The 18,504-nt window shown below is 64.9% G+C and carries 19 protein-coding genes and 1 tRNA gene; 16 read left to right on the top strand and 4 right to left on the bottom strand.

All coding sequences use genetic code 11. From position 1 onward, the window contains the following. The first annotated feature begins 9 nt into the window (after window positions 1–9). Entirely contained in the window at window positions 10–876 is an 867-nt protein-coding gene (locus Q0D44_RS11895; protein ID WP_294136813.1) for a metallophosphoesterase, read from the top strand. A 162-nt stretch (window positions 877–1,038) separates the two neighbouring features. On the opposite strand, the gene Q0D44_RS11890 is transcribed toward Q0D44_RS11895, so the two are convergent. Beyond that, window positions 1,039–1,887 carry a class I SAM-dependent methyltransferase gene (locus tag Q0D44_RS11890; RefSeq protein WP_294136812.1) on the bottom strand — a complete coding sequence of 283 codons (849 nt, stop codon included), beginning with the start codon at window positions 1,885–1,887 and terminating at the stop codon, window positions 1,039–1,041. 41 nt (window positions 1,888–1,928) lie between these two features. Between Q0D44_RS11890 and Q0D44_RS11885 the strand changes: the two genes are divergently transcribed. The 5 genes from Q0D44_RS11885 to Q0D44_RS11865 all read left to right on the top strand — a co-directional run bounded on the left by Q0D44_RS11885 (window position 1,929) and on the right by Q0D44_RS11865 (window position 4,412). Then, entirely contained in the window at window positions 1,929–2,678 is a 750-nt protein-coding gene (locus tag Q0D44_RS11885) for a ComF family protein (RefSeq protein ID WP_294136811.1), read from the top strand. Window positions 2,679–2,729: 51 nt separating this feature from the next. After that, window positions 2,730–2,987 (top strand): glutaredoxin 3, encoded by a 258-nt coding sequence (gene grxC, locus Q0D44_RS11880; protein WP_294136810.1) that lies wholly within the window; start codon window positions 2,730–2,732, stop codon window positions 2,985–2,987. A 5-nt stretch (window positions 2,988–2,992) separates the two neighbouring features. Continuing rightward, on the top strand, window positions 2,993–3,823 hold the full coding sequence (locus Q0D44_RS11875) for a carbon-nitrogen hydrolase family protein (RefSeq protein ID WP_294136908.1): 831 nt from the start codon (window positions 2,993–2,995) through the stop codon (window positions 3,821–3,823). After that, a complete protein-coding gene (locus Q0D44_RS11870) occupies window positions 3,820–4,299 on the top strand; it encodes a DUF1178 family protein (RefSeq protein ID WP_294136809.1) in 480 nt (159 codons plus the stop codon). Before Q0D44_RS11875 ends, Q0D44_RS11870 begins: the two co-directional genes overlap by 4 nt. A gap of 36 nt (window positions 4,300–4,335) precedes the next feature. Further along, a tRNA-Arg gene (locus tag Q0D44_RS11865) sits at window positions 4,336–4,412 on the top strand. 7 nt (window positions 4,413–4,419) lie between these two features. Here Q0D44_RS11865 and Q0D44_RS11860 read toward each other — a convergent pair. After that, complete coding sequence (locus Q0D44_RS11860) at window positions 4,420–4,641, bottom strand: hypothetical protein (RefSeq protein WP_294136808.1); 222 nt, start codon at window positions 4,639–4,641, stop codon at window positions 4,420–4,422. Next, window positions 4,632–5,600, bottom strand: a complete 969-nt coding sequence (locus tag Q0D44_RS11855) for a magnesium and cobalt transport protein CorA (protein WP_294136807.1) — start codon at window positions 5,598–5,600, stop codon at window positions 4,632–4,634. The genes Q0D44_RS11860 and Q0D44_RS11855 overlap by 10 nt, the downstream gene beginning before the upstream one ends. Window positions 5,601–5,777: 177 nt before the next feature. On the opposite strand from Q0D44_RS11855, the gene Q0D44_RS11850 reads away from it, so the two are divergent. The 8 genes from Q0D44_RS11850 to epsC all read left to right on the top strand — a co-directional run bounded on the left by Q0D44_RS11850 (window position 5,778) and on the right by epsC (window position 13,917). Further along, window positions 5,778–6,305: a hypothetical protein gene (locus Q0D44_RS11850; protein WP_294136806.1), complete on the top strand. Its 528-nt coding sequence runs from the start codon at window positions 5,778–5,780 to the stop codon at window positions 6,303–6,305. 139 nt (window positions 6,306–6,444) lie between these two features. Beyond that, window positions 6,445–7,161, top strand: a complete 717-nt coding sequence (locus Q0D44_RS11845) for a response regulator transcription factor (RefSeq protein ID WP_294136805.1) — start codon at window positions 6,445–6,447, stop codon at window positions 7,159–7,161. A 146-nt stretch (window positions 7,162–7,307) separates the two neighbouring features. Beyond that, window positions 7,308–8,006, top strand: a complete 699-nt coding sequence (locus Q0D44_RS11840; protein WP_217673326.1) for a carbonic anhydrase — start codon at window positions 7,308–7,310, stop codon at window positions 8,004–8,006. Between the two features lie 3 nt (window positions 8,007–8,009). Beyond that, complete coding sequence (locus Q0D44_RS11835) at window positions 8,010–9,506, top strand: SulP family inorganic anion transporter (protein WP_294136804.1); 1,497 nt, start codon at window positions 8,010–8,012, stop codon at window positions 9,504–9,506. Window positions 9,507–9,772: 266 nt separating this feature from the next. Continuing rightward, window positions 9,773–10,618: a TorF family putative porin gene (locus Q0D44_RS11830; RefSeq protein ID WP_294136803.1), complete on the top strand. Its 846-nt coding sequence runs from the start codon at window positions 9,773–9,775 to the stop codon at window positions 10,616–10,618. Between the two features lie 177 nt (window positions 10,619–10,795). Next, window positions 10,796–11,506, top strand: coding sequence for a response regulator transcription factor (locus Q0D44_RS11825; protein WP_006961535.1), 711 nt, complete (start codon window positions 10,796–10,798; stop codon window positions 11,504–11,506). Continuing rightward, window positions 11,503–12,825: an ATP-binding protein gene (locus Q0D44_RS11820; RefSeq protein ID WP_294136802.1), complete on the top strand. Its 1,323-nt coding sequence runs from the start codon at window positions 11,503–11,505 to the stop codon at window positions 12,823–12,825. The genes Q0D44_RS11825 and Q0D44_RS11820 overlap by 4 nt, the downstream gene beginning before the upstream one ends. Window positions 12,826–12,909: 84 nt before the next feature. After that, the gene (gene epsC / locus Q0D44_RS11815; RefSeq protein ID WP_294136801.1) at window positions 12,910–13,917 is read left to right on the top strand and encodes a serine O-acetyltransferase EpsC; all 1,008 of its coding nucleotides are present in this window, start codon (window positions 12,910–12,912) and stop codon (window positions 13,915–13,917) included. Window positions 13,918–14,011: 94 nt separating this feature from the next. Here epsC and Q0D44_RS11810 read toward each other — a convergent pair whose 3' ends face one another. Beyond that, window positions 14,012–15,640: an alkaline phosphatase family protein gene (locus Q0D44_RS11810; RefSeq protein WP_294136800.1), complete on the bottom strand. Its 1,629-nt coding sequence runs from the start codon at window positions 15,638–15,640 to the stop codon at window positions 14,012–14,014. 76 nt (window positions 15,641–15,716) lie between these two features. Here Q0D44_RS11810 and Q0D44_RS11805 point away from each other — a divergent pair, with 76 nt between their 5' ends. Continuing rightward, entirely contained in the window at window positions 15,717–17,738 is a 2,022-nt protein-coding gene (locus Q0D44_RS11805) for a protein-disulfide reductase DsbD domain-containing protein (RefSeq protein WP_294136799.1), read from the top strand. Next, on the top strand, window positions 17,738–18,475 hold the full coding sequence (locus Q0D44_RS11800) for a TlyA family RNA methyltransferase (RefSeq protein ID WP_294136798.1): 738 nt from the start codon (window positions 17,738–17,740) through the stop codon (window positions 18,473–18,475). Before Q0D44_RS11805 ends, Q0D44_RS11800 begins: the two co-directional genes overlap by 1 nt. The last annotated feature ends 29 nt before the right edge of the window (window positions 18,476–18,504 follow it).

Below are 18,504 nucleotides of genomic sequence, written 5' to 3'. Positions count from 1 at the left end.
TATCCGACCATGGCCCGTATCGCTCACCTGTCCGACATTCATTTCGGCGCGCATGATCCCCGCATCGTCGACGCTGCCACTGCCTGGCTGGAGGAGCACAGGCCCGACCTTGTCATCATCAGCGGCGACCTGACCCAGCGGGCGCGGGTGGAACAGTTCCGCGCGGCGTCCGCCTGGATCAACGGGTTGCGCGCGGTGGGGCTGAAGCTGCTGGTGATCCCCGGCAATCATGACATTCCGCTCTATGACGTGATGCGGCGCTTCGCCGCGCCGCTCGACCGCTACAAGCGCTATATCAGCCCGGACCTATGCCCCTGGTATGAGGATGACGAGGTCGCGATCCTGGGCCTCAACACCGCCCGGTCCCTGACGATCAAGGACGGGCGGATCAACCATAACCAGATGGACATGCTGCGGGAGCGCTTTGCGTCGGTCGCCAGCGCCAAGACGCGCATATTGGTGACCCATCATCCGCTGTTCGCCATGCCGATCGGCCGGGGCGGGGAGCTGAGCGAAGCGGTCGGCCAGCATGATGATGCCGTGCAGGCGGCGAGCGAGGCAGGGGTGCATCTGGCGCTGGCTGGCCATTTCCACCGCACCTATGCGCAGGCCGCGCGCAAGATGGTGGAGAAGGCGGGCGGCGCGCTGATCATACAGGCAGGCACCGCGACATCGACCCGGCTGCGCAACGCCGAACCTCAAAGCTTCAACTGGCTGCATGTGCGGCGGCATGACGAGATGGAGTTGCAAGTGATCGTGTGGGACGGCGCAGGCTTCCGCCGGGCCAGCCATGTTGAGTATCGGCATGACGGGGCGGATTGGACCGGGCGGGATGTGGCGGATGCGCCGGTTATCGGGGCGATGGCGGGCGAATAGGATTTTCCGGGCTTAACTTCGCATATTTCCCGGCAATCGTGACATTTGCGAACAGGATTGGATAATAATATTACGCATCTGGGTCGAGCAATTATACGATGGAAAGAGCCGGATGCGGCTTTTAGCACGGGGTATTCATGTAGGACAGCAGACCGGTCGCGCTCAATCCTTCCCTTTCAACGCCGCCGCCAGCGAGACCGTCGCGCTGCCGCGCCGGGCCGGGGCGGCCTGGCTGGGGTCGGGTTTCCAGCCGGAGAGATAGACGATGGCGATCTGCTCCGCCGTGCGGCCGTCCGGGTCGGCGGCATCGACAAAATGGGCGGCGGCACCTACCAGCGCGTCCCGGCGCAATGCGGGCGGGCGTGCCGTCAACATGTTGCCCGCGCCCATGCCGCGAAGGTCGTGCATCAGGCGCAGCAGGTCGCCATAGCGGACGCTCAGCGTTTCGCCATCCGCGACCGGCATCGCGAAACCCGCGCGGCTGAGCAGGTCGCCAGCCGATCGCACATCGACCTGCGGGTGGATATGCTGGCCGGGCCGGTCGCCTTCGCCCGCCATCAGCGCGGCGCGCAGGCGGGGCAGGCTGCCCGCGCCCGTGAAGGCGGCAAGCATCAGCCCGTCGGGCCGCAGCACCCGCCGCATCAGGATCAGCGCGCCGGGCAGGTCATTGACGCTGTCGAGCGTGCCGCAGGCCAGGATCAGATCGAAACTATTGTCGGCAAAGGGCAGGGCATCCTCATCCCCCTGCACCCCGCCATGGGCACGGGCAGCGAGGAAGCCGGGATCGATACAGGCGACACGCTTGCCCATCGCTTCCAGCGCGGTCCTGGCGCTACCGTCCGGGCAGCCGATCACCAGCGCTTCGGGCAGGTCGCGCTGCACATCGCCCAGCCGGTCGAGCAGTTCGTCCAGCATCGCGCGATAGAGAAAGTCGTGGGCCGCGAAATCGGCCAGCATCCGGTCCCGCCGGATGCTGCGCAGGGATCGGTCGAAGATGTCGGGGCTGCTCATGCCGGGCCTTGTGCAACGGGCGGGAAGGGGGGACAAGGCAGATGATGCCTTTCCTGCCGCTTCTCAAGAGCGCGATCCGCCCCGCGCTCGATTATGCGTTGCCGCCGCGCTGCCCCGGTTGCGGGACGATCGTGGGGGAGGATCATGGTTTCTGTCTGTCTTGCTGGGGCGGCATGGAATTTTTGGGCGAACCTTGCTGCGCGCGTTGCGGCATCCCTTTTCCGCATGACATGGGGGATGGGGCGGCGTGCGGCGCGTGCCTGGCTGATCCGCCGCCCTTCGACAGCGCGCGGGCAGTGCTGGCCTATGGCGATGTGGCGCGCACGGTGGCGCTGCGGCTGAAATATGGGCGACGCATTGGCCTCGCCCGGCTGGTCGCGCGGCAGATGCTGCGCCATGTGCCGGTGGCGGGTGATGATCCGCCGCTGATCGTGCCGGTGCCGCTGCATCGCTGGCGGCTATGGGGGCGGGGGTTCAACCAGTCGGCGCTGATCGCGGATCATCTGGGGCGGCTGACGGGACTGGCGGTGGACAAGCACAGCCTGTTGCGGGTCAAACGGACGGTGCCCCTGCGCGGTATGCATCCGGGCCAGCGCGCCAAAGCGGTGCACGGGGCATTCGCGCTGGCGGACGGGCATGGGCTGAAGGGACGGCGCATCCTGCTGATCGATGATGTGCATACCAGCGGCGCGACGGCGGCGGCCTGCACCCGCGTTTTGAAGCGCGGCGGGGCAGGCGAGGTGCGGTTGCTCTGCTGGGCGCGGGCCTTGCCGCGCGAAGGCGTCGATTGACAAAGCTGCGATAAGCCCCAATTTCAGGGAATAAGGAGTGATGACGGACAGATGGCAAAGGTCGAAATCTACACCAAGGCATTTTGCGGCTATTGCGCGCGGGCAAAGGCGTTGCTGACCGACAAGGGCGTCGCGTTCGAGGAATATGATATCAGCATGGGCGGGCCGAAACGCGCCGAAATGCTGGAGCGCAGCCGGGGCGGCAGCACCGTGCCGCAGATTTTCATCGACGGTCAGCATATTGGCGGCAGCGATGACATGGCGGCGCTGAACCGGCAGGGCAAGCTCGACCCGCTATTGGGCCTGTGACGACGATGCGCGCCGCGCTGTTCCAGATGACCAGCGGCATCGACCCAGCCGCCAATGCCGCGGCGATTGTCGAGATGGTGGAGCGGGCCAAGGGCGAGGGAGCGGACATGTTCTTCACCCCGGAAATGGCGGGCTATCTGGACCGCGACCGCAGCCGCGCCGCCGCGACTTTGCGGTCGCAGGCCGAGGATGGCGTGCTGGCCGCCGTGCGGGATGCAGCAGCCAGACATGGCTTGTGGGTCCATATCGGATCGCTGCCGCTGAAGGACGAGCGGGCCGACGGGCGCTGGGCCAATCGCAGTTTCCTGATCGATGATACAGGCGCGATACGGGCGAGTTATGACAAGATTCACCTGTTCGACGTCGATCTCGCTACCGGCGAAAGCTGGCGCGAGTCGTCGGTCTATGGGCCGGGCGAACAGGTGGTCGCGGCCGATACGCCCTGGGGGCGGATGGGCTTTTCGATCTGTTACGACATGCGCTTTCCCGATCTTTATCGCGCACTCACCAATGCCGGGGCGACGATCCTGCTGGCACCGGCGGCCTTCACCGTGCCGACGGGACAGGCGCACTGGCATGTCCTGTTGCGCGCGCGCGCGATTGAGGCGGGCTGTTTCGTGATCGCCACCGCGCAGGTCGGCACCCATGCGGACGGGCGCGTCACCTATGGCCATAGTGTGGTGATCGACCCATGGGGCGAGGTGCTGCTGGATATGGGCGAGAGCGCGGGGCTGGGGCTTGTCGATATCAACCTGACGCGGCTAGGGGATGTGCGGGCGCGGGTGCCCGCCATCGCCAACCGCCGTATCATTCCGCAGGAAGTGCAAATTTCGTGATCGTGTTCGACCTGAAATGTGAGCGTCAGGGCCATGTGTTCGAGGCTTGGTTCGGCTCCAGCGCGGACTATGCGGACCAGCAGGCGCGGGGCCTTCTGACCTGCCCGATCTGCGGCGACGCACAGGTGGTGAAGGCCGTGATGGCCCCTGCCGTTGCAGCCAAGGGGAACAGCCGGGCAGTCGCGGTGCAGGATGCGCCCACCCCGGACGCGCCTGTTGCAATCAGCGCGGGCGACGCGGCCAAGATGCGCGCGATGGTCGATGCGCTGGCCCAGGCGCAGAAAAAGGCGCTGGAAGGCTCCACCTGGGTCGGGCGCGGCTTTGCCGAACAGGCGCGCGCCATGCATTATGGCGAGCAGGCCAATAGCAGCATCCATGGCGAGGTCGCCCCGGCGGAGGCCAAGGCACTGATGGAAGAAGGCGTGCCAGTCGCGCCGCTGCCTTTTCCGGTCATCCCCCCCGAAGCGAAGAATTGACCGCGTCGCCCGCCCATAATAGAGGCCAAGCCATGGGCACCCGTAGCTCAGCAGGATAGAGCATCAGATTCCTAATCTGAGGGCCATGGGTTCGAATCCCGTCGGGTGCACCATTTTTTCTCAAGCCTCAGCCAGCATCGCGTCGATGACCGCCTGCCAGGCAGCAAGCGCTGGCGCGTCCATCGGCACGCCCGGATCGCGGATCGTGGTCAGCACGACACGCGCGTTTTCGCGATACATATGCCGCATCGGTTCCGCGTCGGGATCGTCCCAGTCCCAGTCGGGCGCGATGTTGGCATACATGGCGCGGGCGGCGCGCTCTACGGCGTTGGTCACAGCCATTTGAGTTTCCTGAAGCGGGCATAGAGCAGGGTGCAGACGATGCTGATCACGCCCAGCACCACGAAATAGCCATAGCGGGTGCGCAGTTCGGGCATATGTTCGAAATTCATGCCGTAAATGCCCGCAATCGCGGTCGGCACCGCCAGGATCGCGGCCCAGGCGGCGAGCTGGCGGGTGATGACGCCAGTGCGCTGCTGTTCCAGCAGATTGCTGAATTCAAACACTGATGTCAGGATTTCGCGCAGATCCTCCACCATCGTCTGGACCCGGCGGACATGGTCGCGCACGTCGCTGAAATAGGGGCGTGCTTCGGGGTCGATGCAGGGCAGTTCCTGCTTGACGAATTTGGTCGCGACCTCGTGCATCGGGGTCAGGATACGCTGGAAGCGCAGCAGCTGGCGGCGCAGGTTGAAGATGCGGGTGATGTCGTCGCGGCCCAGGAATGTGTCGACCGTATGCTGCTCCATCGCCAGCACCTCTTCCTCTATCCCCTCGATAATCGGCAGATAGCCATCGACGACGAAATCCAGAATGGCGTGCAGGACATAATCGACCCCCTGGGACAGGCGGGCAGGCACTGCCTCTAGATCCTGCCGTAAGGCCAGGTGCGCGCGGGCCGAACCGTGGCGGACGGTGATGATATGGCTGTGGCCCACGAAGATCGCGGTTTCGCCATAGCAGATGCTGCCATCCTCGACATGGGCAGTGCGGGCGACCACGAACAGCTGGTCGCCATAGAGATCTACCTTGGGCAACTGGTTGGCCTTGATCGCATCCTCGATCGCCAGCGGGTGCAGATCATAGGCGTGCTGGAGCGCCTGCATTTCAGCCAGCGTCGGGTCGGCGACACCGATCCAGACGAATTCTGACTTGTCGTGGGCGCAGTCGATTCGTTCGTCGATCGACACGGCCCGGACGCGGGCACCATTGCGATAGAGATAGGCAGCAACGACGGTCATAAGCGGGTCCGGCTGAGGCAAGATGATTGCCGATTAGCAGATGCCGACGCTCTACCCCAGTCGGACCACGACTTGCATGATTTTTCGTCAAGGGGGTGGCGGCTGACTTTGGCGTGACATAGTTGGGGGCGACAGGGGAGCATCAAAAAGCGCGCGAAAGCGGAGACGGTTCTGCCCATGTTTGCCATAGATTTCGAGGCGTCCTGCCTGCCGCGCCACGGACGATCCTTTCCCATCGAGGTCGGGTTGGCGGGCAGGGACGGTGCGCGCAGCTGGCTGATCCGGCCGCACCCCGACTGGTCGGGGTGGGACTGGACGGCGGAGGCGGAGGCCCTGCACGGGCTTAGCCGGGCGCGGATTGAGAGCGATGGCCTGCCTGCCCATGTCGTGCTGGACCAGTTGGCCGATGCGGTGGGCGGGCGACGGGTGGTCGCCGACAGCCTGATCGATCCCTATTGGCTGGATACGCTGGCGGCAGCCGCTGGACGGGAGGCTCCCTTTGCCATCGATCATGTCGCGACGCTGATGGATGAGCGGCAGGTCGATGAAGCGCAGATCAGCGCGGCGGTGCGGATAGCAGACCAGCGCTGTCCGACGCGACACTGGGCGGGCAGCGACGCCTTGTGGCTGGCGAGCGTGATGGCGCAGCTATGGCCCGATGTGACGGGTTATCCGGCCGCCCGGATGCCGCTGATGTCCCGGTAGCAACAATTTGTTACGTCCGGCAAATTTCGGAGACATTCGCCGTCCCTAATTCGGGCGCTCCGGTTCCGCAGGGATCGGATGCTTTCGCCCGAGCAGGAGTTGCGATGATGACGGACAATGCCGCGCCGGACGGCCCGCGATGCCGGTAACCGCGCCGCTGATCATGGTCGCCGAGACGCAGCCGGACCTGCGCCGGACGATCCGCGAATTTCTGGAGGAGAGCGGCTTTCGCGTCCTGCCGGCCAAATCCTCCGATGATATATTCCAGGCGCTGGGCACAATGCCGGTCGGTGTCGTCGTGCTGGATTCGGCGTTGCGCGGGGCGGACGGGCTGGACCTGTGCCGCGACGTGCGCGAACGCAGCGATGTGCCGGTGATCCTGGTCGGCGCCAACAGCAGCGAGGTTGACCGAGTGGTCGGGCTGGAGCTGGGGGCGGACGATTATATGGCCAAGCCCTATTCGGGCCGCGAACTGGCCGCGCGGGTGCGGGCGGTGCTGCGCCGGGGGCGGAGCGACCGGTCGCTGGGCCTTGGCCGCCAGACCGAAGCGCTGTTCGATGGTTGGGTGGTGCATTTCGGGCGACGGGAGGTACTCGATCCGGCTGGTGCGCCAGTCAATCTGACGGCGGCTGAGTTTACATTGCTGGCTGTGTTGCTCGATCATCCGCAGACGGTGATTGCGCGGGCGCGGCTTATGGAACTGGCCGGGGTGCGGGATGCGCCATCGTCCGATCGCAGCATCGACGTGCTGATCAGCCGCCTGCGCCGCAAGCTGCGCCATGGCGACCGGCCCGCACCGATCGTGACCGCGCGCGGCGTCGGCTATATGTTGAGCGCAACGGTCGATCGCCGCTGAAATCGGGCTTTGTCGCGCTGGCGTATCAATTCAACGTCCAGACATACTATTTAACAAAGCCGCTGCGACGCAGCAAAACCGCTCTCCTATCTATGCTGCAGGCCGGTCCGCCCCCTGACCGGCAAAGCAACAAAAGGATAGACTCCATGAACGAGCTTATCGGTCGCGTTTTCAACTTCGAAAAGCACACTTTTCCGAATGAAAGCGCGCTTTACAATCGACTCGCCAGTGACGGCCAGAGCCCCAAGGCGCTGATGATCTCCTGCGCCGATTCGCGGATCGTGCCCGAACATATTATGCAGGCACAGCCCGGCGATCTGTTCGTATGCCGCAATGCGGGTAATATTGTTCCGCCGCACGCGACGCAAAATGGCGGCGTGACCTCGACGGTCGAATATGCCGTCATGGTGCTGGGCGTGCGCGACATCATCGTGTGTGGCCATAGCGATTGCGGCGCGATGAAGGCGCTGTCCACCGAGGCCGACCTGACCAACATGCCCAATGTCGCTGCCTGGCTGCGCCACAGCCATGCCGCGCAGCAGGTGTGCAAGGCCAGCTATCCTGCCGATCTGAGCGATGCTGAAAAGCTGCGCAACATGGCGCTGGAAAATGTCGTCGCGCAACTCGCGCACCTGCGGACCCATCCTTCGGTCGCATCCGGCATCGCGCGTGGCGAGATCGCTCTGCACGGTTGGTATGTCGACATCCATGCCGGTCTGGTGATGGGCCTTGATGGCGAAACCGGACGCTTCTCGCCGTTGCGTGAAGGGCAGCCAATGCCCGTCGCGCTGCCTCACGCCCGTCGCCTCGCCGGCGAAGGCGAATATGCCCTAGCGGCGGAGTAAGCCATGTTGAAAGCCTTTTCCGGCGGCACATTCAGCCGCGATTTCGTAGCGTCGATCGTTGTCTTTCTGGTGGCGATGCCGCTGTGCATGGGCATTGCGGTTGCATCTGGCGTGCCGCCGGAAAAGGGCCTGATCACCGGAATTATCGGCGGCATCGTCGTGGGATTGCTGGCAGGTTCACCGTTGCAGGTCAGCGGTCCTGCGGCGGGTCTGGCGGTCATCGTTTTTGAAATCGTCCGCGAACAGGGGCTGTCCGCCCTTGGTCCCATCCTGATCCTGGCAGGCGCGATCCAGGTCGTTGCTGGCCTGTTGCGGGTTGGCGGCTGGTTTCGCGCGATTTCGCCTGCGGTCGTCCACGGGATGCTGGCGGGCATCGGCGTGCTGATCGTGGTCGGCCAGTTCCATGTGCTGTTCGACGACAAGCCGCTGTCGAGCGGCCTGCAAAATCTGATCGCGATGCCGGGCCAGATTTTCGGGCTGAGCAATGGCGATGCAGCGACGGCCTTTGCGGTCGGCATGGTCACCATCTTTGGCATGTTGGGCTGGGAGAAATTTCGTCCCGCCTCGCTCAAGCTGGTGCCTGGCGCGCTGGTTGGCGTGGTTGCTGCCACGCTGATCGCGTTCCTGCTCGGCCTGCCGGTCGCGCGTGTCACAGTGCCTGAATCGATTGTGGGCGCGATTGCGCTGCCCGAAGGCGGGCTGTTGGCGCAATTGCTCAACCCCGCGATCTTTACCACAGCGATTGCCATTGCCTTCATCGCCAGTGCCGAAACATTGCTGTCGGCCGCAGCGGTCGACCGGATGCATGATGGTGTGCGCACCGACTATAACCGGGAACTGAGCGCCCAGGGCGTCGGCAATCTGCTTTGCGGCTTTGCCGGGGCGCTGCCGATGACCGGCGTTATCGTCCGCAGCTCCGCCAACGTGCAGGCGGGGGCCAAGACCCGGATGTCGACCGTGCTGCATGGCATCTGGATTTTGGGCTTCGTCGCGCTGCTACCATGGCTGCTGCGCGAAATCCCGATGGCCGCGCTGGCGGGCATCCTCGTCGTCACCGGTGTGCGTCTGGTCAGTGTCGATCATGTTCGCCATCTGCTCCACCGTTATGGCCCGTTGCCCGCAGTGGTGTGGGCCGCGACGCTGATCTGCGTCGTTGCTACCGACCTGTTGACCGGCGTGCTGGTCGGCATCGGCCTGTCGATGCTGGAACTGGTGCCGCACCTTAGCCGTCTGCGGCTCAGGATGGAGGAAGAAAGCCGGGGTGACGCGCATGAAGTCGCGCTGCGCGGGTCGGCGACCTTCCTCAACCTGCCCAAGCTGTCGGCCAAGCTCGATTCGCTGCCGACCGCTGGTCTCGTCATCCTGAATGTCGAGCGGCTGGGGCATATCGACCATACATGCGCGGAAATGGTGCGCGAATGGGTCGATCGCCGTCGCGGTGCCGGGTCGCCTGTAGAACTGTTTGGCGCAACCGGACGGATGCGCCAGCTCGTCGCCTGATCATCCCCCCTCGACCAGGTGACAAAAGGTGCCGCCGTGTCCCCCCGACACGGCGGCATTTTACGTCTTGGGACCGCATTGTACCGACAATGAATAGTTACTTTTATGTCACAGCGATTAGCATCATCTCGCATCTGCGAGAAAATCCTGTTTGCCTGTAGGGCATTTGAGAATTAGGCAGACCTCGACCACCGGTACTGGAAGCGCAAGCAACAGACTTTCGGATCAGAGTGGACGCAGGACGGAACATTCTTTCGTAAAGGGGAATGTTCATGAAGTATAAGATCGCTACTGTCGCCCTCGCGCTTATGTCTAGCGTACCGGCTTTCGCGCAGGAAGAACCTGCCAGCCCCGTCACCGTTACGGGCAGCGTTGGCCTCGTTTCCGACTATCGCTTCCGTGGCGTGTCGCAGAGCGACAAGGGCATGGCCGTTCAGGGTGGCATCACCGCCACGCATGAAAGCGGTGCCTATGTCGGCACCTGGGCATCGAACCTGGGCGGCTGGGGCCGTTTTGGTGGTTCCAACATGGAACTCGACCTGTTCGCCGGTTACGCCATTCCGCTGGGCGGCGCGACGCTGGACGTCGGTCTGACCTGGTACATGTATCCGTCGGGCGCCGACATCACCGATTTCGCTGAGCCCTATGTCAAGCTGTCCAGCACGATCGGCCCGGTCAAGGGTCTGGTTGGCGTTGCTTATGCGCCCAAGCAGGAAGCCCTGGGCAACTGGTGCAGCGATGCGGCTTGCACCATCTTCAACCCCGGCGACAAGGAAGATAACCTGTACGTCTGGGCTGACGTGAGCGGTGCTGTTCCCAACACGCCTGTCACGCTGAAGGCGCATCTGGGCTATTCGAACGGTAACCCCGGCCTTGGCCCGAACGGCACGTCGGTCGCCCCGACCGGCAAATATGTCGATTGGCTGGTTGGCGCGGATGTCGCCATCCCCGGCACCCCGCTGACCCTGGGCGTCGCCTATGTCGACACCGACATTGCCCGCGTCGAGGAAAATTACCTGCGTCCCAACTTCGCCGTTTCGGGCGACAGCAAGGATGTCGGCAAGTCGATCGCGCGCAGCCAGGTCGTATTCTCGCTGACCGCCGCTTTCTGATCTAAAGCGCCGGGCCTGTTCATGCAGGCCCGGCGCACCTTTACCTGCCGCGATGGCGCTGGCATGACAAATTGTTGCTGTTGCCGCTGCGGAACGTTTCGCAAGCCGCTCATGGTTGACCCCTGTTAAGGGCGACCCTATCCCAGCTGACATGACCAACGCTCTGTCGTCCCCATCATGACTGCCCCCACCATCATCCTGGTCGAGGATGACCCGCCGCTGCGCACCCTGACCGCGCGGGCGTTGCAGGAACATGGCTATCAGGTCCGCCCCGCCTCGTCGGGACCGGAAATGTGGGTGGCGTTCGATGCTGGCCCCGTTGATCTGGTCGTGCTGGACGTCATGCTGCCCGGCACCAACGGCATTGACCTGTGCCGCCAGATCCGGCGCAAGAGCGACGTTCCCATCATCTTCATCAGCGCCAAGGGCAGCGAGACCGACCGGATCGTCGGGCTGGAACTGGGCGCGGACGATTATCTGCCAAAGCCGTTCGGCACCCGCGAGTTGATCGCCCGCATCCGCGCCATATTGCGTCGGGTGGGGCTGGAGCGCGGGCCGGACGATCATCGCGAAAATGAAGCGCGGTTCGACGATTGGGTGGTCAATTTCCCCCGTCGCGAACTGCGGTCGCCCACCGGCGCGATCGTTGACCTGACCGGTGCGGAATTTGATCTGCTGGGCAGCTTCCTCAGCCATCCGCAGCGGGTGATCGCGCGGGAGCGACTGATCGAACTGTCGCGCACCCGCATGGGTGACAGCAGCGACCGCAGCATCGACGTGCTGGTCAGCCGCCTGCGCCGCAAGCTGACAACCGAGGACCGACCCGCGCCGATCACCACGGTGCGCGGCGTCGGATACATGTTCAATGCCGAGGTCAGCCGCGCTTGAAACGGCATTTCAAAGGATCGCTGGGGCTGGTCGGCCGCATTTTCGCGATTCTGTTGCTGACGGTGATGCTGGAATTTGCGGTTGGCACGTTGATGTACGAACGCGCCAGCCAGCTATCCCTGCAGGATGACGAGGCGCGGCGGCTGGCCGAGCATCTGGTGATCGCGCGCAAGCTGTTGACCGAACAACCGGTCGAGGAACGGCGCACCATGGGCGTGCAGCTGACCACGGATCGCTACGACGTTCACTGGTCGCCCGCTGCGCCGCCGCCGCCGCCGCTATCGCCCGAACTGGAGCGGATGCGGCAACAGATCATCGCCTGGGAGCCCAGTCTGGAACGGTCGCGGCTGTGGCTGCGACTGGCGTCGCCCGGTCGCCATTCGGAAATCAATGGCGGGCTGCAATTGCCCGATGGCAGCTGGCTCTATTTCGGGATGCATCATAGCGGGGGCAAATGGGCCTTCACCATCGGACGGATGGGGATGGCGCTGATCCCGGTACTGGCGCTGCTGATCGCTGGCTGGGTGCTGATTCGTAAGACGCTGGACCCGCTGCGCGACCTGACCCGCGCGACCGAGCAGATCGGCCTGGGGCGGGAGGTGATCCTGCCTGAAGCAGGCACCAGTGACGTGCGCAACCTGATCCGTGCCTTCAACGTGATGCAGACCCGCATCCATCGCCTGATCGACGAGCGGACCGAGACGCTGGCGGCGGTCGGCCATGACATGCGCACGCCGCTCGCCCGGCTGCAATTGCGGCTGGAAACGGTGCCGGATGGCGAGACGCGCGAGGCGATGGACGGCGATCTGGAAGAAATGGGGCAGATGATCGAATCGCTGCTCGATTTTCTGGGTGGCGAGAAAGATCCCGAACCCGCGGTGCGCACTGACCTGGCGGTCACGGTGGCGACGATTGTCGATGCGTTTCAAGACCATGGCCATGATGTCGATTATGCCGGGCCGGACCATCTGGAAATGGCGGTGCGGGCGCTGTCGTTGCGCCGGGCCGTGCGCAACCTCATTGAAAACGCGCTCCACTATGGCAAGCGCGCCCGCGTAACCGTGGAGCGCAAAGGCGATGAAGTGCTGATCCGGGTCGATGACGATGGCCCCGGCATTCCGCGTGACCAGCTTGATACGGTCCTCAAACCCTTCGCCCGGCTCGACACCGCGCGCCAGCGTAATACGAGCGGGTTGGGGCTGGGGCTGGCGATCGTGCAGAAAGCAGTGGATGCCGAAGGGGGCAAGCTGACGCTGGCTAACCGGCCCGAAGGGGGCTTACGCGCCGAAATCTGCCTGTTCCTGCCCGCCAGCAAATGAGAAACTGTCCGGCTACAAGCAAAACTCGTTTATCGCCGCGCCCCTGCACAGGCTAAGCCAGCCGCGACAAGCAAAGAGGCGCATATGACGGCGGACGTGGATAAGCCAAATAGCGAGGTGGATGGCTATTGGGATCTGGATCAGCTGGTTGCTGATCTGGGCGCGGTGCGCGGCCGTTGGCGGCGCGACCAGCAGCATCATGCCGAATATGGCGCGGAGGGCTTCCCCTCGCGCGCCAATCTGACGAAAATCATGCAGGCGCTGTGCGGCGCGCTGTTCCCGCTGCGGCTTGGCCCCGATTTCGTGCGGCTGCATAACGAGGACAGTTTCGTCGCCGAGACGCTCCAGACCGTGCTCAGTCGCCTCTACGGCCAGATCAGGCTGGAGCTGATCTATGCGCTGAAGCACGAACCGGCGACGGCGATCGACGCGCAGGCGGCGCGGATCATCAGCGGCTTTGCGCAGGCGCTGCCCGGATTGCGCGAACTGCTCGATACCGATGTGGAGGCTGCATTTCTGGGCGATCCCGCCGCGCGCAGCGTGGACGAGGTGCTGATCTGCTACCCCTCGATGCTGGCGATCATCCACCACCGGCTGGCGCACCGGCTGCACGACCTGGGTGCGCCGCTGGTGGCGCGGATCATCTCCGAAATCGCCCATGGCAAGACCGGGATCGACATTCACCCCGGCGCAAAGATCGGTCCCAGCTTCTTCATCGATCATGGCACCGGCGTCGTCATTGGCGAAACCGCGATCGTGGGACAGCGGGTGCGGCTCTATCAGGGCGTGACGCTGGGCGCGCGCAGCTTTCCGTCGGACGAGAAGGGCGCGCTGGAAAAGGCTTTGCCGCGCCATCCGATCATCGAGGATGACGTGGTCATCTATGCCGGTGCCACGGTGCTGGGACGGATCATCGTCGGCAGTCGGTCGGTCATCGGCGGCAATGTCTGGTTGACCGACAGCGTCCCGGCGGACAGCAATGTGCGTCAGGCCAAGGCGCAATATGAAGTCACCAGCCGGGTCGACGTATCCGCCCCGCACCGCGTCCATGCTATGGTCGAAAGCACGGACGGGGTGGGGGAGAATTTTTGAACCACCACCTGTTCGTTTCGAGCGTGTCGAGAAACGCTGGCTGAGGTTTCTCGACTTCGCTCGAAACGAACGGAGGTTGGTTGTTTGATCGGGCTTACTGCGCGGGGCAGCTGGTTCCTTCGCCCGCCACCAAATCCAGGCAGCGGCCGTCAATCTCGCTCTTGGCGACCGGCAGGGCGATGAGCGCCGCCAGCGTCGGCATGATGTCCACCGTCTCCACGCCCAGCGGCTGTTCGAAATGGGCTAGTCCCTTGCGCCAGAACAGGATGGGCACGCGGCGGTCATAGTCCCATGGGCTGCCATGGGTGGCGACATAGCCCTTGGTCGGATCGACGATCGGCGTGACGCGCGGCTTGAGCAGCAGCAGTATGTCGCCTGATCGCACCGGGTCGAAGCTGGCGCGCGCTTCCTGAAGCAGGGTCCAGCTTTCCGGCGGGCCGGAGGGGGAGGGGACGGCGGCGATCTGCGCCTTGGTATAGGCGGCCTCGACCTGCGGATGGGCGCGTAGCAGTTTGAGCGTTTCGGCCTCCACCTTGGCGCGCTGGGTGGCGGTCAGCCCCTTGTCGAAATACAGGTCGCCCGCCGGGCCGTCGCCCCAGATGAGCTTCTTGCCGGTCAGGCCGGTCTTTGCGCCGATGGTTGCGGTCAGCGCCTTGGGCGTCAGCGCTTCATCGACGCGCGCGTCCATCGGCATGGCATTTTCCTGATGGCGTTCGGGCAGGTCGTGGCCGCCATGGTCAGCGGTCAGCACCACGGCATAGTCAATGCCGTCCTTGTCGAGGCGATCGAAGAAAGCGCCAAGTTCGCGGTCGAGCCGGTCGATCTGGATGCAGCTTTCCGTGCCTTCGGTGCCGTGGGTGTGGCCGACATAGTCGGTCGCCGATAGGCCGATCGAGATGATGTCGGTCTGCGCCTGCTTGCCCAGCGCCATGCTTTCGATTGCACCAGCGGCCAGCACCAGCGTCATCGCATCCTGTTCGGGCGAAGCGCGGAAGCTTTTGAAATCGCCCGCCGCGCGGGCGAAGCGGCCAGTGCCGACACTCTTGCCAGCGCCGATCGCGACGGGGAAATCCTTGGCCACACATTGCTGCGGCAGCTCGAAGCCCGCATTGGGCTGGGCCAGACGCTGGGCGAAAGCCTCATTGATTTTCGCGACCAGGGGCGGGGTCGCGACGCCCTTATAGCTGACAAAGCCCTGTGCGCCGCCGATCCACCATGTCTGGTCGGCGGTCGGCCCGCCCATCATGATCGCGGCGCGATCCTTGCCCGCGACGGACACGACGCGGGTGGCAGGATTGGCGATCTTCATCCGGCCGCCCAGGGTCGGGACTTTGAGGTGAATGGGGGAGGCGACATAATTGCCGCTGTTGCTACCCGGCTGGTTTTCATCCTCGGCGCAATAGATCGCCTTGTCATCGCGCGCGGTCGACAGGTCGAACCAGGTGTTGGCGATGATGCCGGTGCGCGACGGGCGGCTGCCGGTCAGGATGGTCGAATGGCCGGGGCAGGTTTCGGTCGCCGCATGGCTTTGATAGCCTTTGGGGAACACGACGCCCTGCGTCAGCCGCTTGAGGCCACCGCTATAATATTGGCGATATTCGCTGAACAGGTCGGCCGAAAACTGGTCGACCGAGATCGCGACGATCAGCTTGGGCGGCGTCGTTTGTGCGGCAGCGGGGATTGCGGTGGCGAGCAGCAGGGCGGCGGCGACTTTTCTCAACATCTACTGTACCTTCTCCAGCCTTGACGGCGAACGCCACCGGACCTAGCCCGCTGACAACCACCCGACCAGAGGCCCGATGCGGATTTTTCATGTCATACTGATGACGCTGGCGTTGCTGGCCGGGGTGTCAGGCGCGCAGGCGCAGGGGGCTTTCGGGGGCGGCGCGCCGCATATCGCCGCGCGGCTGGTGGCCGAAAGCGCCACGCCCGCGCCGGGCAAATCGACCAGCATCGCCTTTGCCATGGTGCCGGAAGCGGGCTGGCACGGCTATTGGGAAAATCCGGGCGACGCGGGCCTGGGCATGACAGTGAACTGGACATTGCCCAAGGGCGTGAGCGTCGGTCGTCTGCGCTATCCGGTGCCGGAAACGCTGCTGATTTCGGGCCTGATGAACCATGTCTATGAAGGCCCCTACGGCGTACTGGCGACCCTGACCGTTGCGCCAGACGTCGCGGCTGGCACGCGACTGCCGGTGCTGGCGAAGGCGCAGTGGCTGGCCTGCACCGACAAAGTGTGCGTCCCCGAAAGCGGCGAGATGGCGCTCGATCTGGTGGCGGGCGATGGGCAGGTCGTAGCGGCAGATCGGGCGCGGTTCGACGGGTGGCGCAGCCATCTGCCCCGGCCATTGGGGTCGGAGGCGACCTATGCGATTGCGGGTGGCAAGCTGCGCCTGTCGGTGCCGTTTCCCGCCGATGCGCAGGCCAGCAATGTGCATCTTTTCCCGCTTGCCGAAGGGCTGGCACGCTATGCTGCGCCGCAGAGCGTGACCCGCGATGGCGACCGGCTGCTGGTCGAAACCGACGCAGGCGAGGGTGGCAAGGGCGGCGCAGTGCAGGCGGTACTGGCCACCGGGGACCATGTCGGCTTTCTGCTGACGGCCCGCCCCGGTGCGGTCGCGGCGTCAGGCGGCGTGGCGGGGGCCATCCTGATCGCGCTGGGCGGCGCGTTGCTGGGCGGGTTGCTGCTCAACATCATGCCGTGCGTGTTCCCGATATTGGGGCTGAAAGCGATGAAGCTGGCCAAGGCCGGGGGCGATGAGCGGACCGTCCGGCGCGAGGCGCTGGCCTATGCGGGCGGGGTGATCGCCACCTGTCTGGCGCTGGGCGCGGCGCTGCTGGCGTTGCGCGCGGCGGGGGCGGCGGTGGGCTGGGCGTTCCAGTTGCAGGACCCGCGCATCATCCTGTCGCTGCTGCTGCTGGTCAGCGCCATCGCCTTCAATCTGGCGGGACTGTTTGAATTGCGCGCGGTCGGCGGGGGCGAGGGGCTGGCGGGCAAGGGCGGTATGGCGGGCGCGTTCTGGACCGGGACGCTGGTCGCCTTCGTCGCGACGCCCTGCACCGGGCCGTTCATGGGCGCGGCGATGGGCGCGGCGATGGTGCTGCCGCTGGCGGCCGCGCTGGCAGTGTTTGCCGGGCTGGGGCTGGGGCTGGCGCTGCCCTTCCTGCTGCTGGCCTATATCCCGGCGCTGCGCACGCGGCTGCCACGGCCCGGACCATGGATGGCGCGGTTCCAGAAGATTTTGGCGATCCCGATGTTCCTGACTGCGCTGGGCCTGGCCTGGCTGCTGGGGCAGCAACGCGGCGTTGTGGGCATGACCATTGGCCTGGCCGCTATGCTGACCTTTGTCCTGCTGCTCTGGTGGCTGGGCAGTCGGCAGCGGGCCGGGCGGGGTGGTGGCTGGATCGTCGCGCTGGCGGGGCTGGCCGTGCTGGGCGGGGCGGTGGCGTTGCTGCCGTCGCGCGCGCCTGCCGCCGCGGCTCAGGAAGGCGCGGCGCTGCCCTTCGACGAAGCGAAACTGGCCAGTCTGCGGGCAGCCGACAAGCCGGTATTTCTCTATTTCACCGCCGACTGGTGCCTGACCTGCAAGGCCAATGAAGCCGCCGCGATCGACCGTGCCGAAACCCGCGCGGCATTCGACAAGGGTGGCGTGACGGTGATGGTCGGCGACTGGACCAATGCCGACCCTGCGATCACCCGCTTTCTGGAAGGGCAGGGCCGATCGGGCGTGCCGCTGTACCTCTGGTATGCGCCGGGCAAGGAGGCGCAGACGCTGCCGCAATTGCTGACCCCGGCCACGCTGACGGCGCTGGTGCGCTGATGGCGAAGATTCGCGCCGACCAGTTGCTTGTCGACAATGGCCTGGCGGAAAGCCGGGCGCGGGCGCAGGCGCTGATCCTGGCGGGCCTGGTCTTTCTGGGCGACCGGAAGATCGACAAGGCTGGCCAACAGGTTGCGCTCGACGCCGATCTGGACGTGCGGGGCCGGGACCATCCCTGGGTGTCGCGCGGCGGCATCAAGCTGGCCCATGCCTTGGCCGAATATGCGATTCCCGTGACCGGCATGGTCGGGCTGGACGTGGGCAGCTCGACCGGCGGCTTTACCGACGTGCTGCTGACCAATGGCGCGGTTCGGGTCTATGCGGTGGACAGCGGCACCAACCAGCTGGCGTGGAAATTGCGCAGCGACGATCGCGTCATCGTCCATGAACAGACGAGCGCGCGCGTCCTGACAGCGGCGCACATCCCAGAACCGATCGACATCATCGTGTGCGACGCCAGCTTCATATCGCTGGCCAAGGTGCTGGAGCGGCCCTTGACCTTCGCCCGTCCCGGCGCGGCGCTGGTAGCCCTCATCAAGCCGCAGTTCGAGGCGGGGCGGGAGGAAGTCGGCAAGGGCGGGGTGGTGCGCGATCCTGAAATCCACCAGCGTGTCTGCGAAGAGGTCCGTACATGGATACAGGCGCAGGGCTGGACCGTTATCGGCATCACGCCCAGTCCGATCACCGGACCGCAGGGCAATGTCGAATTTCTGCTCCATGCCCGGCTTGGTGGATAAACGCCTTATGTTCGTTGTTTGGGACGTTG

The organism is Sphingobium sp., assembly GCA_023266575.1.
Classification (GTDB): Bacteria; Pseudomonadota; Alphaproteobacteria; order Sphingomonadales; family Sphingomonadaceae; genus Sphingobium.
Note: the sequence above shows the minus strand (reverse complement) of the source record. Positions and strands in the feature narration are given on the sequence as shown.

What these genes read in the sequence shown, in the direction of transcription:
- Q0D44_RS11895 (WP_294136813.1), top strand. Translation starts at nt 10, where the DNA reads ATGGCCCGTATCGCTCACCTGTCCGACATTCATTTCGGCGCGCATGAT.
- Q0D44_RS11890 (WP_294136812.1), bottom strand. Translation starts at nt 1,887, where the DNA reads ATGAGCAGCCCCGACATCTTCGACCGATCCCTGCGCAGCATCCGGCGG.
- Q0D44_RS11885 (WP_294136811.1), top strand. Translation starts at nt 1,929, where the DNA reads ATGATGCCTTTCCTGCCGCTTCTCAAGAGCGCGATCCGCCCCGCGCTC.
- grxC (WP_294136810.1), top strand. Translation starts at nt 2,730, where the DNA reads ATGGCAAAGGTCGAAATCTACACCAAGGCATTTTGCGGCTATTGCGCG.
- Q0D44_RS11875 (WP_294136908.1), top strand. Translation starts at nt 2,993, where the DNA reads ATGCGCGCCGCGCTGTTCCAGATGACCAGCGGCATCGACCCAGCCGCC.
- Q0D44_RS11860 (WP_294136808.1), bottom strand. Translation starts at nt 4,641, where the DNA reads ATGGCTGTGACCAACGCCGTAGAGCGCGCCGCCCGCGCCATGTATGCC.
- Q0D44_RS11855 (WP_294136807.1), bottom strand. Translation starts at nt 5,600, where the DNA reads ATGACCGTCGTTGCTGCCTATCTCTATCGCAATGGTGCCCGCGTCCGG.
- Q0D44_RS11850 (WP_294136806.1), top strand. Translation starts at nt 5,778, where the DNA reads ATGTTTGCCATAGATTTCGAGGCGTCCTGCCTGCCGCGCCACGGACGA.
- Q0D44_RS11845 (WP_294136805.1), top strand. Translation starts at nt 6,445, where the DNA reads ATGCCGGTAACCGCGCCGCTGATCATGGTCGCCGAGACGCAGCCGGAC.
- Q0D44_RS11840 (WP_217673326.1), top strand. Translation starts at nt 7,308, where the DNA reads ATGAACGAGCTTATCGGTCGCGTTTTCAACTTCGAAAAGCACACTTTT.
- Q0D44_RS11835 (WP_294136804.1), top strand. Translation starts at nt 8,010, where the DNA reads ATGTTGAAAGCCTTTTCCGGCGGCACATTCAGCCGCGATTTCGTAGCG.
- Q0D44_RS11830 (WP_294136803.1), top strand. Translation starts at nt 9,773, where the DNA reads ATGTTCATGAAGTATAAGATCGCTACTGTCGCCCTCGCGCTTATGTCT.
- Q0D44_RS11825 (WP_006961535.1), top strand. Translation starts at nt 10,796, where the DNA reads ATGACTGCCCCCACCATCATCCTGGTCGAGGATGACCCGCCGCTGCGC.
- epsC (WP_294136801.1), top strand. Translation starts at nt 12,910, where the DNA reads ATGACGGCGGACGTGGATAAGCCAAATAGCGAGGTGGATGGCTATTGG.
- Q0D44_RS11810 (WP_294136800.1), bottom strand. Translation starts at nt 15,640, where the DNA reads ATGTTGAGAAAAGTCGCCGCCGCCCTGCTGCTCGCCACCGCAATCCCC.
- Q0D44_RS11805 (WP_294136799.1), top strand. Translation starts at nt 15,717, where the DNA reads ATGCGGATTTTTCATGTCATACTGATGACGCTGGCGTTGCTGGCCGGG.
- Q0D44_RS11800 (WP_294136798.1), top strand. Translation starts at nt 17,738, where the DNA reads ATGGCGAAGATTCGCGCCGACCAGTTGCTTGTCGACAATGGCCTGGCG.